This window comes from Paenibacillus sp. FSL R5-0636 (assembly GCF_037974255.1).
In the GTDB taxonomy this organism is placed as follows: Bacteria; Bacillota; Bacilli; order Paenibacillales; family Paenibacillaceae; genus Paenibacillus_AQ; species Paenibacillus_AQ odorifer.
The window spans coordinates 1,291,382-1,307,535 of the sequence record NZ_CP150232.1 but is presented as its reverse complement, the minus strand read 5'-3'; the positions used below and the strand labels follow the sequence as shown (position 1 = coordinate 1,307,535).

Below are 16,154 nucleotides of genomic sequence, written 5' to 3'. Positions count from 1 at the left end.
GCATATTTGGCATACTATCGGACCCCATTGCCTCTATTGGCACGAAAAACACCAAATATGAGCCTCTTTCGAACTAATAGCGTCACTTGAGTCCGAAACCCTGCCCAAAAGGCTAAAAACTTGCCAATAGCGTCATTGGGGTCCGTAAGCCTCAGCCAATGATAGCTCGGCGATGTTGGTGTTGGTGTTGGTTCAAGTGAATGGGTTACGCAAAGTCAATGAGCTTTTGCTTGCCCATAAGCTTTTATAGCAGGCCAGCCAACGTTAAAAACGCAGAGCAGCGATTCTCCAATAACCGGAGGAGATCGCTGCTCTGCTGTTTTTTACTTATGCTATATTGTAGCTTCTACTACGGTAGCTAATTCAATAATTCAGCTGCTCTAAGCAACCGGACAAGAATTACGGCGGCCTCTGCACGGCTAGTATCACCGCTAGGTGCAAAACTGCCTAATGGTTGACCTTTCATAATGCCTTTTGCAGCCAGGTCAGACACTGCTTCTTTAGCCCATGAGGAAATAGTTGAAGCGTCTGTGAAAACATCTGTAGCAACGTTTGCTCCATATCCTTCAGCTTCTAGGTTCAGCAGCTTCATTGCTCTGGCTGCCATAACAGCCATTTGCTCCCGTGTAATAAGGGCGTTCGGACGGAAGGTTCCATCCTCATAGCCTTGAACCAATCCTAAGGCTGCAGCAGCTCTGGCATCCACTGCATACCACGACAAATCGGACACATCACTGAAGGTCTTCGTCGTGTTCGCAGCTACAAGACCCAACGATCGAATCAACATAGCTGCGAACTCGGCACGACTGACAGATTTCTGAGGTGCAAAGGTATCTGTGGATTGTCCGGTCAAGATCAGTCGGCTGGCAAGTCTCTCAATCTCATTTTTCGCCCAATGTGTAGCAATATCCCCGAAAGTCACAGGGTGCAGCGCAGCGACAAATACACCGCTCGCAATACTGCTCTTAACAGTAACCTTGGTCATCCCATTAACGGGCTCAAACAATGCAGGTACATAACGGAAGGAACCCGTCTGTTCATCGTAAATAAAGACTACACCTGTCTTCGCATCCAGCGCCTCCTTAAGCATAAATGTACGATCTACATAAGTGGTGCCGAACCCACTTGCTGCTACAGAGGTTTTGCCATCCGTTACCTTTAGAGTGACAATAGCCGGTGTTCCTTGCACAGTAAAGCCTTGCTGCTTAGCCTTGGCAAGCAGTTGATCTAATCCTTTTCCGCTTAGCGAATTTAAATTAAACTCCAGTGTGCCTGCTGGCATTTGTGCGGCTTTGAGCACACTCTCCACAAGCTCTAACGGGAAGCGGTAGCTCATACCTCCACTTTCAATAACAAGCACAGCTTTGGGGCTAAGTGCCGCCGCCTTACGTAAAGCATCTGCACTAAAGCGGGCTGTGCCGTCTCCATTAGCTGAAATCTCGATAACAGCCTGCCCTGCAGTCGCCTTAGCTTTTAGCTGCGCATCATGATTAGCTGCTGGTGTAGGTGCTGGTGTAGCGGTCGGTGTGCCGGTTTGAACAGGGTTCACTGACCCTGTAGGGTCTGTTGGACCAGGAGTACTTGTTGGTTCTGGAGTATTCGTTGGACTAGGAGTACTCGTCGGGCTAGGAGTACTTGTTGGATCCACAGGATCGATCGGGTCTACAGGATCTGTCCCGCCAGGTGATAGCACCTCAATTGTATATACCCTCTTCTCGTTGCCCACAGTTACCGTGAAGTCTGTGATTCCCGCTTTAATTCCATTAAGACTGTCGTTGGTAAATGTAGCAACCTCACTGCTCATAATATTTAGAGTAGCTTGTGCGGTAATATCTCTGCCTTCTTTATCTAGTACCTTAAGCGTAGCTGACTTACCCTGCTCTAATACCACAGGCCCGCTCTGTCCATCTGCTAGTTTGATAGAGAACGGTTTAATGGCTGTGGCTATTCCTTGATTTTGTTCTTTAATGCTTAGGTCAGGAGAGGCATTGGTCAGAAGGTTCATCCGTTCGCCACGAATAATCATGTTGTCGACCAGCAGACTCCCTTTCAGATTTTTCGTAACTTCTATACCGCTTGTACCTGCGCCATCAAATACATTATTCGTCAGCACAACTCCATCAATGGAAGTGAGAGTATCTCCCTCTAGATCACCTTGAGCAATCAACCCCGAATAAGTGCTGTCCAGTGCCGTATTGTTGCGAATGAGTACTTTTCCTTTCAGATCACTCTCACCAGCATAAAGCCATAACGCACCCAGATTCACGCCGTAACCGGAATCATAACTGCCTGTTCTAAGCAAGGTATTTCGCTCCACAATCGTTGTTCCTTGGAAGGGCTCGGCGGTGAAACGGGTAGACACTGCAATCCCGGCTCCATTAGTCACAGTGTCTTTTACCACGTTGTCCTGGACTTTGTTATCTTTCCCCCCAAAGACTACAATGTTATCCGCTAACCAAGGCAAGGATACCGTATTAAAACGTGCCGTGTTGTTATAGCTCGGTGTACGTTCCGTACCATTCACATCCGTCAACTTGCCGTCTGTAAACGACCACATTGCAATTCCATCATCCCCTGGATAGCGGATGTCACTTTGTTCCATCATGCTGTTGCCAGTCCCTACGGCAAAGTTAATCCCGTCTGCCATAAGATTGCGGATCCGCAGACCTGCCATGTACAGACCATTCGTACGCGCCTTTTCACCCATCGGCTGAGTTAACCACAAGCCTGCTTTGGTATGTTCTATCCAAACGTTCTGTATAATCGAACCTTGGCCAAAAGCACCATGGAAAGCGTTGGTGATCGCTTCATCATCCCGTTCGTTAATGCCGCCTTCAATCATCAGATCGTAAACACCAACCTTACCGCCGTGACCATAAAACTTAGCTCCATTCAGAACCGTATACCACATGCCGGCACCACGTATTTCAGCGGTATCCAGATCCAGCAGACCCTCACCGACATTAAAGGTACCCGCCGGGAACCACACACCTTTACCTGTCGCATTCGCTTCGGCAAGAGCTGCCTTGAAGGCTGCGGTATCATCTCCCTCATCATTTGCTGCCGCTCCAAAATCCGTTACGGAAATAAATTCGTCCGGGCGAGCCAACTCAGGGGCAACCTGCTCCATATCCACCAGGTCAATGACGTAAGAAGCTGCGTTATCTCCTGTTCCCTTCTCTAAGCGAATAGTTGCTCCGGCAGGAGTATCGCCGATCAGAGCATGGATTTCGTCAAAGAAGCGGTGTCCACTGCCTTGGCGAGGATCATTTGACCATGGGTAGCTGCCATATTCCCAAGCATATTTGGATGTCAGCTTAAGCTGCTTCTTAACTCCATCCACATATAGAGTCAAGGTTTCTTCCGCACCAGCCCCATCTGGACTATCAGGAATGGAATATCGAAGAACAATGGAGTTAGCCGACTTCGCAAGCTTGAACTCTAGATAATCTCCCGTATTCTTCAAGGCCACCGCTTGTCGTCCAGAAGCCTCGGAAGCCATGCTGAGATATTTCCGCGACGAGCCAATCAGCGTTCCGTTTGTTGCCGCATCCTCAGCTTCATAGCTGATATATGGAACCGTTGCTCCACGGTATGTTTTGTTAACGCTGTTTTTTACGGTCAGGCTATCAAGGGTTACTTTACTCCAATCCACGTTGTCACTACTTAGAGAAACCGTGTTGATGCCTGCACGAAGCTGCAGTATTACCTGTGCATTCTTCCAAGAGGCAGACTTGCCAAGACTAACCTTGCCCCCTTCGTTTAAACCATTCACCTCTAGCGCCAGATCCGTTGCAGCAGCAGCGGTATTTTTGTATCGAATAACAGCGTCATATTCCCCGGCCTGCTGGGCGTTGACTGCAAACCGTATAACACGATCCCCTTTGAATGCTTCTCCTCCTGCATAAATTGCATCAGTAGGGATAGGTAAGAAGCTCCAGAGCTCACTATCAGTTCCATTTGCAGCAGAACCAAGCTGAACAGCCGATGCGCTGTGAGTAAGAAGACCTGTTCCATTCGCATTTAGCAGAAGAGTATAACCTAACTTCTCTTCCAGCTTCCATTGGGATCTTTCTGTATCTCCAGCAGCTAACAAGACCACTTGGCCCGATTCATTGAGCGAAAGATAATGTTGTGTCTGAACATTCATAATCCGTTTGCGTCCGTTTATCTCCTGAACCAGCCATTGGGATTGAGCCGCCATATCGGAAGCATCTGCATATAGGACAGCCCCCTCTTTTTCGGCCAATACTTTACCAGCCATGCCTTTCGGAACAATGGTTATGATGTTGGTATCATTTTGAACTGGAGTTGTTGTATTGTTATTGCGCAGTTCTCCAGATGGAGTAGTAAACTCCTGTGGAGCCGCGTCAAGTGTCCATAGTGCCGTACCCTCACTCTCTAGCAAAAGCGCACGTTCAGCATATCCTGTCTTATTGGCAATGTTTATTAATTCATCGTCGTATTCTCCAAAGAGACTACGAATGGTGTAATGTGTATAATCGGAAGCCAAGCTTACTTCCCAGGCAGAGGCTCCGTCTACAGCAGGTTCTGTACTACTGCTCTCCAAATATGAATAATCACCATTCAGCGTTAAAAAATGACCTGTTGCCCGGTTGGTGATCGTCTGTTTACCCTCCTGCACAGTTACATTCCAGTGCGAAAATCCATTGTCTGCTGACGGCTGTCCGTACAGAACAACCCCATGCTCATTTTCGTATAAATACTCCCCACTGCTTGCATTCTTGAATCTTACAGGGTAATCAGGCAGTGGCGGAGCAATCGCATCAACCGCTTCAGCAGTAAAATGCGCACTGCTTTTTTCCGCTGTATCTGCAGCTTTACTGATTCGGAGAATTGGGTTGCCGTTATCATCCGACGCACCATAGATATAGTGACCAGCCCATGAGCTCATAATGGTAGTCACACCGGACGCCTGCATATCAACCTTCCACTTAATGCTGGCCCATACATCGTACACTGTTTGCAAAGTTTGAACACTAACATTAGGATCAATCTCATCTACAGCCCCACCTATATGCTCAAGGGAGAGATAACGTCCAGTGCCTTTATTTTTTATCTTCACCGATCCATTGCTGCCGGCTATTTCTTGCAACTGCCAGACAAAGGAATCGTCATTCAAATCAAGTGGACCATAAGTAGCCTGGCCTACTGTTACATCCTCGTTGGCAGCTGCTAGAGGTGCAAGATTTTGGTTAGAGTGAGCAGAGTCCTGGTCAGCATAGACAGCTTCAGTAACCGTCTTGGATTCTGGCAATTCCTCTATTGCAGCTGGAGAAGTCAGCAAAGGACCGTCCTTAAGATATTGATCCTCTCCATTTACAGCATCTAGCTGAAAACGGAACAAATCTTGTTTTTTCTCGGTGACCGAAACAAATCTCCACTGCGGACTGCCCCAACCTGGATTGATCACTCCGTACTCAGCATATTTAGTGAGGTTTTGAAGTGAAATATACTTCTCTGGGATTTTATTAGGTTCCTTGTCGAGAACGCTACTGATTACGTAGGTGTTGTTCCCAACATTTTTGCCTGTCCAGATGTATTCTCGTTCCACATGATTTCTGTCTGGAAGCTCTGTGACCTGAAGGTGGCCATTTGGCATGTTCATCGTGTTCATGTAATGGCCCGTTTTCTTGTTTTTGAACAGCTTGCGGCCGTTATATTTCTCCACGAGCCACTGATCGGAGCCATCCTTTTGCATATTTCCATATTTTAAAAGACCATCAACGCTCTCATACCAATAAAATGACTTCCAGCCATTCTGAATCCGGTAATATGGCATTGTGCCGTCAGTTGGTGTGTTAGGATCTAAAAGCTGCCACTGAGCGCTCAAAGAAGTCGCATCGTCAATCGCTCCAGCCTGTTCTCCACCCAATGTAGACAAATAAATGCCTGTGCTTTCGAGATTCTGAAGCGTCTGGTAATCATCATAATCATCGGAATCATTAAAAATCCATTGATCCGACGGCTGACTTCCGCTAATCTGCAAGGCCTTGGCGGTACCTTCACTATAAGAAACATAATGATCGGTTGCCGCATTACGGATACGCTTATTGCCGTCATAATCCTCTATATACCATAGATAGTCAGAGGTGTTGGCGGCATCTGGCGCAATAATTCCATGCTTAAGCTCGCCGTTTACGGATTCATATAAAAAATCTGTAGCCACTTGTGCATCCGTATAAGTTGCCAGTCGTACAGGCTGTAATTCGGAAATAGGCACGATTCTCCACTGTGCACTTGGATTAGAGGCTGAACCCGGCCAGCTGTTAGATCGCACATTATTGTCATCGCTGAATTGCGGATTTAGCCATAATGGACTCCCCTCTTCAGTTAAACCACTGTTACGAAGGGTAATGAAGCCCGTTCCATCAGGGCCTGGTGCATTCTCTTGGGTCCACTCACTTAGCTTCACGTGATCCATATCGACTTCCTGCGAAAAAACCCCAGCCCAGGTCACTTCATTTTGCTTAATATAATGGCCTGTCGCACGGTTGCGAATCATTACTGTTCCGTCATCCGTCCCTGATTCAAGATACCACTGTGCTGCTTCATTGCTGACAGGCTGTTTACCGTAAAGAACGTTCCCTTCACTTTCATACATTACCTGACCGGGGCGGAGACGGCTCTCTAGCCGTACAGGTGCTGCATTTGGATCTATAAAAGCCCACTGCGGACTCTCAAACGTAACATTGATATCCGAGCTTACTTGCGCATAACCAAGCTGATTCTCCTCGTGGATAACCAACTTCCCCTCTGGCACAGTCGCACTTCGGATGATCATGTATCCATTGCGATTGGAAGTATCGATCAGCCACTGATCCGCAACACTTCCTGAACCTTGGCGTTCTGCCGCCTTAAGTGAATCCTCTTTGCCGTTGTTACCATCCATTGTAATGTAATGGCCTGTCTTCACATTCTTGATTCGTGACAGCCCATTCACCGTCTCAACCGTCCAATGCGCTGAAGTATCGGCTGGATTGGTCATGCCATAACGCACGATTCCTGCGGATGTCTCATATAAAAAGTTGTTTTTCCACTTATTCTTGATGAGTACCGTACCTGATGGAATTTGCTCAGCGCCTGTTCCTCCAACCCCTTCTGCTCCTACGGAACCTTTACCGGTTCCCATTACAGGCAAGCTTGAAAAAATCAGCAGCAGCGCGAGCAGACCCGCCATTGCGGACCTGATTCGTTTCATACATGTGCCCCCTCTAATTAATATGGACTTCCTTTTCATATTAGTTTGGTAACGCTTACAAAACGATGTGCGATTTTATCCATAAAAAGGTGTATTTGTACGGATATCCAATGCCCCGCAACATTCATGATGATTGACAAATCGGTTTAACGCGATGATAGTTAGTTTTAGCTACCCGCAAAGAGTAAACAAACGGAGGTACATATGAATTTCAAAATTGATTCGCCAAAAATAGCAGATCCAGACTCTCTTCTTCCTGAGCAAATATATTCGCTGCAAACCAAGGACGAATTCAGCTGTTGCAGCATCAGCGATACGGTTATTGATAATCAAGAGGCTAATAAGGTCAGCTTTGATCGCGTGATCTTTAAAAATGTAACGATTACGGAGTGCTCCCTAACTGGGATCGAGCTTATGGACGTGATTTTTGATCGCTGTGATCTATCCAATGTGGATTTTACGAATGGCATTATTCATCGAACTGAATTTAGAAACTGCAAGCTTATTGGCACAGACTTTACAAGAGGCAGATTCCAAAATGTTCGTGTAGTAGATTGTATCGGGGATTTTGCTACGTTTCGATTCGCTAATCTAAAGCAAGTGGCTTTTGAGAGCAGTTCATTAATGAGTTCCGACTACTATCAGTCAAATTTCCAAAAAATCAGCTTCAGCGAGTGTAATATGGATCAAGCCACATTGTCAGGATCAAAGCTTAATGGGATCGATCTTAGTGACTGCGAGTTCAGTGGCTTGATCGTGGATATCAAAGATTTAGAAGGATGCATCATTTCGCCTCAGCAAGCTGTTTCTTTTGTCGGATTATTAGGTTTGGTTATAAAATAAATAACTTCAACTTGCCCGAACATTTACCGCAGCGATAACGCTTAGGGTCTACTTTTCGCTTACGCGGATACTCCATGGCACAGGCACTGCATACAAGCTTATATCGATAGGGCAGCGACTTCCGAGCTTTTGCACCCGGCAGTGTCTGACAGTAGCGGCTTCCGCCGACTTGCGCCAGCAGGCTTTTGAAATCAGCGTCACGATGCATATACCCTCGCTTAGCCAAATGCAAATGATAATGGCAGAGCTCATGCTTGATAATCCGCTCCGTCTCTTCTCTGCCAAACATGGCAAGCTGATGGGGATTAATCTCTATATTATGGCTTTTGGTAAAATATCGGCCGCCCGTTGAGGACAACCGGCTGTTAAAGCTCGCCGTGTGTCTAAACGGCACGCCAAAGCTGTCCCGTGATACCTGCTCAATCCACAGCTGCAGCTCTTCGTTGCTCATAGTTTCCATAGCGTTCTATCACAAGTCCTTTCCACGGGAAATAAGATCTCTACTTGAATTGTAACTTGTGCATAGGCTAAACTGTCAAGAAGGAAGACAAGTACGGAGGGAGAATGAACAATGCCGAAAATGCGGTATGTAATTTTGCAGCAAAATCAAGAATTACAATTCGTGGAAATGCCTGAGGAATATGCGTACCAACTAAGTGCGCTCAATTTACGCCTGAACAAAGAAATCGACAAGCTGACAGCCGATAATGTTCCGGATCTGCCCTTAGCCATCGCCGAATGTGACTCGCTGGATCTGTTACGTGAGGATTACTCCCTGGAGTCCGGTCTGGATTATATCAATAGATTGGAGCAGGCCTTCGCCTCTGTTCAAGAGCAGAAGAACTACCCACTGATCTCCCTGCTTACTGAGATCCGAGCGCTACAGGCTCAATTGGAGCAGTGGTACGAAGAGGAAGCAGAAAGCCTACTGTAATCCGCACCTTTAGGCTTATTTCTCCATATTCTAACTTACGTAAGTTGTTAGAGGAGGGATTCGCTTGCCACAGTGGCTCTGCCATCAGCTAATGAAAGCCTATTACAAAAAAGACCGCCGTCAGATCAAGCTGCTGAATGAGTGCTGGTTCTTTTATCGTAATTCTGCGGAATCGAGTAATGAGATGAAGTTATAGCCTCGGATGATTAAGATCTAGGACATCTTTAAAGCAGCGGATATCGTCTTTTAAAAAGACGGTATCCGTTTTTGTTAAGAAAGGGGACTTATAATCATGATCAGTAGAACAAGACATATACAGCTGTCTCCGGAAAGTGGGACTGAGGAAGAGGACAATTATAATCTCTATGTCATAGTCACATTCCCTGACCGCTCCCGCTGGGCATCGGATTTCTACACCTTCAAGAACATCGAAGCGATCCGACAAGAATACATCCAAAGTGGTGCTTGTCTAAATGGGGCCTACTGGAGTGCACCTAATTATCTAACTGTCGTGGATCATATTGATCGCAAGCGAATTGAAGAAGTCGTCGATTTATATATTTCAGAAGGTACATTCGAATACGCCTTTGAATACATAGGACAGGTCACGGAGCGGGATCTGGAGATTATCGATTATCCGAAAGGCTTTTTCAACCCTTTAGAGAAGCTTGAGCACAGGTACGTTATGCGGCAGTTCGCTGCAATTGAGTTTATGCTGGAGAATGCTGCACCAGAAACTATAGCAGTAATAAAAAAGATCATCGCAGAGAAACAATAAAACTCCGCCTTAAGAATCAATTCTTATTAAAACTTAGGAAATACATATTTAACCAAAAAGAACAGAAAACCAAAAAATATTATAATGTAAGCAGCATATTTAATAAAGGTAGATGCGACAACGCTGGAATCCGATTTCCGTTGTACCTCCCTATGCTCCACTTCAACACTTCTATCCTTATAGCCCGGTTCCATCAGCAATCTCTCCTTTCGAATGTTCATCTTTGATAGCCTCCATTAACCCGAGGCTTTCAGGATTGAATCAAAATTCCAGATTGGATTAAAAAAAAGACCGGAATTCTCTTCAGCTTTTCGAGCTGAGAAATTCAGGTCTTCTTTCTACTTACCCTTTAACCGAACCCGCCGCAATTCCCTCAACGATACGGTTACTGAGGAACAGGAATGTAATCAGGATAGGCAAAATACTGATCATAAGCGTTGCCCCGATCGCACCCCAATCCGTTGTATATTGACCAATGAAGTTTTGCACCCCCACGGTCAGCGTCTTGTAAGAATCAGAACTAATAAATGTGTTTACAAAAATAAATTCGTTCCAGTTATAGATCATATTAATAATGGCTGTAGTCGCGATCACCGAGCTTGTCATAGGAAGTATAATTCTAAAAAACATTCTGTTCACGGAACAACCATCAATAACCGCGGCCTCTTCCACTTCGCGTGGCAGTGCGTAATAGAAACCCAGCAAAATCATAATCGTTATCGGCATGTTAAAAGCGACATAAGACAAAATAAGTGACAAAGGGTGATCCGTTAAGCCAATCTTATTGAATATACTAAATAACGGAATAAGCGTGGAGTGAACAGGAATCATCATCGCTACCATAAACAAACCCAGTACGAACGAGCTTCCCTTCCATTTCATCCTGGTAACTGCATACGTAACCAAGCTCCCGAAGATAACCGTTAACACCGTAGCCACGATGGTAATCCATACGCTGTTGAAGAAATACACGTTGATGTTCCCTACATTCCAGACCTTCGCGTAATTCTCCCAGTGAGGATTCATCGGCAACGATAGAGCAGGAAGGTTGAACACTTCCTGATTATTTTTTAATGAGAAAAACAGCAGCCATACAAGCGGAAACAATTGCAGAGCAGCAACGGCAATCAACACGATATATAGCAATGAGTAGCCGAATTTACGTGTGATCTCCGCACCTGCGCCGCCTGTCTTTGGCCCGATTTCTAGCCTTCCTGCAGTTCCAGACATCATGAAGCGCCCCTCCTTATGAGTATTGGATCGAATCTTTCGTAGCAGTTAATTTGCGAATGACCCAAGTAATGACGAGACAGATGACGAGCAGGAAGAATCCAATTGCACTCCCGTAGCCAAAATCATAAGCCCGAAAAGCCTGATGATACATATAAGACGCCATCACTTCACTAGAGCCATTAGGACCTCCATCCGTCATAACAAAGATTAAGTCAAAATACTTCAGAGAACCTACAACGGCTAGAACAATCGTAACTTTGATGACTTCCATTGCGAGTGGAAGCTTAATTTTCCAAGCGATTTGTAAGGCAGAGGCTCCGTCAATCTTTGCTGCCTCTTCCAGAGAGGTCGGGATATTCTTGAGTGCTGCGTAATAGATCAGAATATAGAAACCAGCATATTGCCACAGAATGGGAATAAATAAAGCAAACAAAACTAATGTAGGCTCTGCAAGCCATGCAGGAGGATTAGCAAAACCAATGGAAACTAATAAGCTGTTCACAATTCCGTTCGTCGGATGATAAATTCTTAGCCAAAGCTGCGCAATCGCAACGGACGATAACAGCATCGGAATCAGATATATTTTGCGAAACAAGTTAGCTCCCTTGATCCGGGCGGCTAATACCATAGCAATTGCCAAATAAATAATGAGACTTAGGGTAGAAAACAACGCTAACTGCAGAGAGTGCCAAGCACTATTCCAGAAGGTTTGGTCTGTTAGCAAAGCTTTATAGTTATCAAATCCGATAAAAGTCAGAGCGCCTATACCATTCCATTTATTCAGTCCGTAATAACCCGTTAGAACAATCGGAATATATACAATAGCCAGAATGAGAAGCAAGGCGGGAAATACGTATAACGCGATTATTTTTTTGTTAGACATCACTTTATCCAAAGTGTCCGACTCCTTTCCTTCATAAACCGTTTGAGGAAAGGCTTATCCGGCATCACGCTGCCGGATAAGCTAATTGTCCCCTTCACCTAGTTGTCGAAGCTTTAGTTGCCTTTGGAGATGGCTGCGTCATGCTCCTCAGAATACTTCTCCGGCGTCACCGCTTTGCCAAAAAGAGCCTGGATCATATTCAGATGCGTTTCTGCTGCATTGGCACGCATTTGAACATCTGCGAATAAAGTGATGCTGCTAGCCTTGTTCATTTCGTTAAACAAATCGATGTACAGCTGTGGTAGATCCAGTGTGGCGGTGTCCACCTTCGTAGCTGGAATAACGCCTGCTCCAGTTACGGATTGCTCTCCCCATTTGGATACGAAATACTCGACGAATAATTTTGCTTCTTCTTTTACCTCAGAGTTCTCAGCAACAAATAATCCTACGCCTGGTCCACCTACCCAGCTATTAATGTCGCCCTTCCCGCCTTCAACTGTCGGGAATTTGAAGAAACCAACACTATTACGGAATTCCAGTGGAATTTCTTCATTGGTTGTGAAATTTGGCAGATCCCATGATCCCATCATGTACATTGCTGCCTTGCCATTTACGAACTCTGATTTTGCCTCTTCATTTGATAAACCGTTGAAACCCTTAACAAATGCATTGCTGTCAACAAGTGATTGAACCTCAGAAGCCGCCTTTACTAATCCTTCATCCATAAATGAGCCTGATCCACTGATCGCACCTGCAAGTGCCTGTTGGCCTGCGATCCGATCAGCCAGATACATATACCAAAGCGATCCTGTCCAGCGATCCTTATTGCCGAGAGCAATCGGTGCAATGCCCCCTTCAGATAGTGTTTTTACAACTTGCTTAAACTGATCGTAGGTTTGTGGGACCTCAAGATTATATTTTTCAAAAATAGCTTTATTGTAGTAGATAGGTGCGATGTTAAACTCAAGTGGAAGCGCATACGTTTTATCGTTAATAGCATAAGCTTCTGTAGTTCCTGCGACGAACTTGTCTTTTAATTCACCATTCAACAAGTCATCTACAGGAGCGAAGAGATTTCCTTCAACGTAAGGCTGCAAAAAGCCAGCGGCCCAAGTTACCCCAACGTCTGGCAATTCGTTAGAAGCAGACAATACCTTCAGCTTATTTTTGTATTGCTCGTTGTCCAGAACCTCTTGCTTGATCACAACATTGGGATGCTCTGTTTGATATTCTTTAATAATTTGATTAACAATTTTATTTTGTCCGGCAGAAACACCTTCTGGCCATAAATGCATGAAGTTAACGGTGACTTTGTCGCTTCCCCCATTTGCACTACCTTTAGATTCACCTGCATTGTTATCTTTTTGACCACAACCAGCTGTGACAAGAACGAGGCACATCGTTAAGAACAATATTGTCCATTTTTTATTGCGCACGCTTACAACCCCTTTTCTATTGTTGTCTAGCGGCCTTGTAACCGCTTAACTAAATTGTAGCTTGGATCCCATGATGTCGTAAGGTCATAAGGATTGGGACTAATACCACTATTATTGGATTCTTTCCTCCGTGGTCATGACGTTCTGGCGGTATTGCCCTGGACTAACATTTTCGAGTGCACGAAATACCTTCACAAAATATTTGGCCGTTTGATAGCCTACTTGTTCCGCGATTTCAGCAATGGACAGCCGTGTGCTCACCAGTAGTTCTTTGGCTCGTTGTATTCTCCTTCTCGTTACATATTCACTGTAAGTCAATCCCGTCTGCTCTTTGAAAAGGACGCTGAAATAGCTGGCATTCATGTGTAATTGATCCGCTATATCACGCATGGATATCGATTCGTGAAGATGTTCGTCTAAGTATTGGAGTGCCTCACGCACTTGAGTGCTATACACTTTCTCCTGCTGTACCGTTTCCATAAGCTTGGGATCGATCAGCTTCTCCATTCGTTCGATTCGATATATATCCTCCTTGCGTTTCAATGCCAGTTCCACTGCTCGGACCAGCTTCGTTTTGTCGAGTGGCTTCAGTAAATATTCAACCACACCAAACTGCAAGGCTTTCTGTGCATAGTCAAATTCAGGATGGCCGGAGATCACAATAACCACTGGAGGATGAGGCATTTCGTTCAGCTTTTCAACTAATTCTAGCCCTCCAATCTCAGGCATGCGCACATCGGTAATAAGCAGATTAACTTCGTTATTTTGCAGCCATGCCAGTGCTTCAACACCGCTTGCTGCGGTTTCGATGCGATATTGACCGGATGACCAGGCTTCTAATGTTTTACGAACCCCTTCTCTTGTTCTAGGTTCATCATCTACGATAAGTATAGTTTTCACGTGTTTTTCCCCTCTCCAGGTTCATTCGGTATTTCAAAAGAAATGCTAGTTCCATAACCTTCTTCACTTCGTATTTCAAGCCCGTCCGTATTGTCTACGTAACTGAGTTTCAGTCTCCGCTCTATATTAGCAATACCAATCCCAGTCCCTTTGGAAGACCTCATGCTCCCCTTTTCCATAGTGTGATAGATAGACGATATCTTTGCTGCATCCATCCCTGGACCATCGTCAGTTACCGTAACCAATGTATATCCCGGACGACTTGAGGGCCTTACAATTAGCATGACTGTCCCCGGTCCAACCCTTTGCTCTACGCCATGAAGAATCGCATTTTCGACAAGAGGCTGGATTAACAGCTTCGGTAGCGGAACACTTCGGCAAGCTTCATCTGACTCAATCCGCCAGGATAACCTGTCGAGCATACGCATCTCCATAATCTTCAAATATCTTTCGGCATGGTCGAGCTCATCGCCGATAGTCACCCATTCATCATCATCAGTTCGATTGATGACATAACGAAAAAGCCCCGACATATCAACCACAATTTGAGCTAATTCCTCCTCACCTTTTTCATCGAGGGCCCAGTAGAATGCTTCTAATGTGTTAAATAGAAAGTGCGGATTGATTTGAGCCTGAAGTGCCTTTAATTCTGTGCGACTCTGGACGATCTCCTTCTGATAGACGACTTCAATTAGTTCATTCAGAGAGTGAACCATCTGGTTGTAAGTATTATTGAGCTCATTGATCTCCATGGTGGTAGAAGTGACTGAAATCGGTTTCAAGGTTCCAAATCGCGAACCGCGCATCACTTTTATCAAATTCAGTATAGGACGTGTAATCATCGTGGATAAAATAAAAGTAAAAATGAGAAACAATAAACTGCCAACAACACCGGATACGATGATCGCTGTACGAAGGACAGATATCCCCTCTGTCGTATAGTCAACTGGAGTGAGGATTACTAGCCTCCAACCTGTTGCCTTGGACTGCTTCTGAATCACAATGTAGTCTTCTCCGCCAACCTCAACCTTTTCTCCTCCATGATCCAGTATCTTATTTGCATTAACATTTACGGAAAAATCGGAAGAAATTTGCCGTCCCGCTTCATCAAATAATCTCATTAATTCACGTGTTTCCGCCTGTGAGCTGTCCACCTCATCCGTAAGCTGGAAGTAACTTTTCTCAATTTGAACCATAATATAGCCAGCTTTCGTGAATGAATGATCAATCAGTCTAATATTACGAATCGCGATGACGATATCCGAATTCCGCGGGTCAAGTCCAAACCATACAAGGCGTCCTTTGCCCTCATCCACCCGGCTGATCCATTCTTCAGATACTCGATTGTTCAGGCTGGCGTCATCAACAGAAAGTAATTTCTGATAATCACCTGCATACAGCTCAATGGAACGAATCCCTGTCGCATACGCCTCATATTTACGTACTTCCTGCTGGATGGTTTGACGTTCGGCGAAGCTGATCGGCTTTCCTTCGGCCTCTTGAGCGAGCAATCGCTGAATGGAGGCGTTGGTTGCCACTTGCGCCGTCAACGTGTTAATCTGCCGGATCAGTACATCCAATTTGCCCGTTGCCTGAACTGCAGTCTGTTCAATATGCTTCTCCGCACTATTGCGTAATAGAACCGAAACTTGCCCGTACATAAAAAAACCAACCGTCGCGAGTACGATCACCATAACAAACATGAAACCCAGGAAAATTTGATTACGCAATGTGTTTAACTGTCCAAACCTCGTCAATCTTTACACTCCCTTCCGCCTGATAGACTTGATTCCTCATCAAAAAAGATGACCCTTGAATCTTCAGGAATCATCTACAGCTCTAGTTATTTGTTAATTCAGCCTTTGGATTATATGATATCAGTGATTAGTTACTGAGCCCATATCCATATCGCGTTTTAATTTATC

At 45.2% G+C, this 16,154-nt stretch carries 12 protein-coding genes; 4 read left to right on the top strand and 8 right to left on the bottom strand.

Features of this window, described 5'->3' with window-relative positions; translation table 11 throughout:
• Nucleotides 1-358: 358 nt before the first annotated feature.
• Nucleotides 359-7,222 (bottom strand): S-layer homology domain-containing protein, encoded by a 6,864-nt coding sequence (locus MKX34_RS05635; protein ID WP_076296836.1) that lies wholly within the window; start codon nt 7,220-7,222, stop codon nt 359-361.
• A gap of 204 nt (nt 7,223-7,426) precedes the next feature.
• On the opposite strand from MKX34_RS05635, the gene MKX34_RS05630 reads away from it, so the two are divergent.
• Nucleotides 7,427-8,065 (top strand): pentapeptide repeat-containing protein, encoded by a 639-nt coding sequence (locus tag MKX34_RS05630; protein WP_036686811.1) that lies wholly within the window; start codon nt 7,427-7,429, stop codon nt 8,063-8,065.
• On the opposite strand, the gene MKX34_RS05625 is transcribed toward MKX34_RS05630, so the two are convergent.
• Nucleotides 8,055-8,516, bottom strand: a complete 462-nt coding sequence (locus tag MKX34_RS05625) for a SprT family protein (protein WP_081383940.1) — start codon at nt 8,514-8,516, stop codon at nt 8,055-8,057. The genes MKX34_RS05630 and MKX34_RS05625 overlap by 11 nt on opposite strands.
• A 120-nt stretch (nt 8,517-8,636) precedes the next feature.
• Between MKX34_RS05625 and MKX34_RS05620 the strand changes: the two genes are divergently transcribed.
• From MKX34_RS05620 to MKX34_RS05610, 3 genes are all read left to right on the top strand, one after another.
• The gene (locus MKX34_RS05620) at nt 8,637-8,999 is read left to right on the top strand and encodes a hypothetical protein (RefSeq protein WP_036686808.1); all 363 of its coding nucleotides are present in this window, start codon (nt 8,637-8,639) and stop codon (nt 8,997-8,999) included.
• Between the two features lie 64 nt (nt 9,000-9,063).
• Entirely contained in the window at nt 9,064-9,195 is a 132-nt protein-coding gene (gene cmpA, locus MKX34_RS05615) for a cortex morphogenetic protein CmpA (protein ID WP_094903512.1), read from the top strand.
• A gap of 96 nt (nt 9,196-9,291) precedes the next feature.
• Nucleotides 9,292-9,777, top strand: coding sequence for a hypothetical protein (locus tag MKX34_RS05610; RefSeq protein ID WP_076104663.1), 486 nt, complete (start codon nt 9,292-9,294; stop codon nt 9,775-9,777).
• Between the two features lie 26 nt (nt 9,778-9,803).
• Here the strand turns inward: MKX34_RS05610 and MKX34_RS05605 are convergent, their stop codons facing one another.
• From MKX34_RS05605 to MKX34_RS05580, 6 genes are all read right to left on the bottom strand, one after another.
• On the bottom strand, nt 9,804-9,998 hold the full coding sequence (locus tag MKX34_RS05605) for a hypothetical protein (RefSeq protein ID WP_036686806.1): 195 nt from the start codon (nt 9,996-9,998) through the stop codon (nt 9,804-9,806).
• A 121-nt stretch (nt 9,999-10,119) separates the two neighbouring features.
• Entirely contained in the window at nt 10,120-11,010 is an 891-nt protein-coding gene (locus tag MKX34_RS05600) for a carbohydrate ABC transporter permease (protein WP_036686804.1), read from the bottom strand.
• A gap of 13 nt (nt 11,011-11,023) precedes the next feature.
• Nucleotides 11,024-11,905, bottom strand: coding sequence for a sugar ABC transporter permease (locus tag MKX34_RS05595; RefSeq protein ID WP_036686803.1), 882 nt, complete (start codon nt 11,903-11,905; stop codon nt 11,024-11,026).
• A gap of 101 nt (nt 11,906-12,006) precedes the next feature.
• Nucleotides 12,007-13,329: an extracellular solute-binding protein gene (locus MKX34_RS05590; RefSeq protein ID WP_076100035.1), complete on the bottom strand. Its 1,323-nt coding sequence runs from the start codon at nt 13,327-13,329 to the stop codon at nt 12,007-12,009.
• Nucleotides 13,330-13,440: 111 nt separating this feature from the next.
• Nucleotides 13,441-14,229, bottom strand: a complete 789-nt coding sequence (locus MKX34_RS05585) for a response regulator (protein WP_036686801.1) — start codon at nt 14,227-14,229, stop codon at nt 13,441-13,443.
• Nucleotides 14,226-15,986 (bottom strand): sensor histidine kinase, encoded by a 1,761-nt coding sequence (locus MKX34_RS05580; RefSeq protein ID WP_038569068.1) that lies wholly within the window; start codon nt 15,984-15,986, stop codon nt 14,226-14,228. The genes MKX34_RS05585 and MKX34_RS05580 overlap by 4 nt, the downstream gene beginning before the upstream one ends.
• Between the last annotated feature and the right edge of the window lie 168 nt (nt 15,987-16,154).

Coding starts and splice junctions, on each gene's coding strand:
- MKX34_RS05635 (WP_076296836.1), bottom strand. CDS start 7,222: ATGAAACGAATCAGGTCCGCAATGGCGGGTCTGCTCGCGCTGCTGCTG.
- MKX34_RS05630 (WP_036686811.1), top strand. CDS start 7,427: ATGAATTTCAAAATTGATTCGCCAAAAATAGCAGATCCAGACTCTCTT.
- MKX34_RS05625 (WP_081383940.1), bottom strand. CDS start 8,516: ATGAGCAACGAAGAGCTGCAGCTGTGGATTGAGCAGGTATCACGGGAC.
- MKX34_RS05620 (WP_036686808.1), top strand. CDS start 8,637: ATGCCGAAAATGCGGTATGTAATTTTGCAGCAAAATCAAGAATTACAA.
- MKX34_RS05610 (WP_076104663.1), top strand. CDS start 9,292: ATGATCAGTAGAACAAGACATATACAGCTGTCTCCGGAAAGTGGGACT.
- MKX34_RS05605 (WP_036686806.1), bottom strand. CDS start 9,998: ATGAACATTCGAAAGGAGAGATTGCTGATGGAACCGGGCTATAAGGAT.
- MKX34_RS05600 (WP_036686804.1), bottom strand. CDS start 11,010: ATGATGTCTGGAACTGCAGGAAGGCTAGAAATCGGGCCAAAGACAGGC.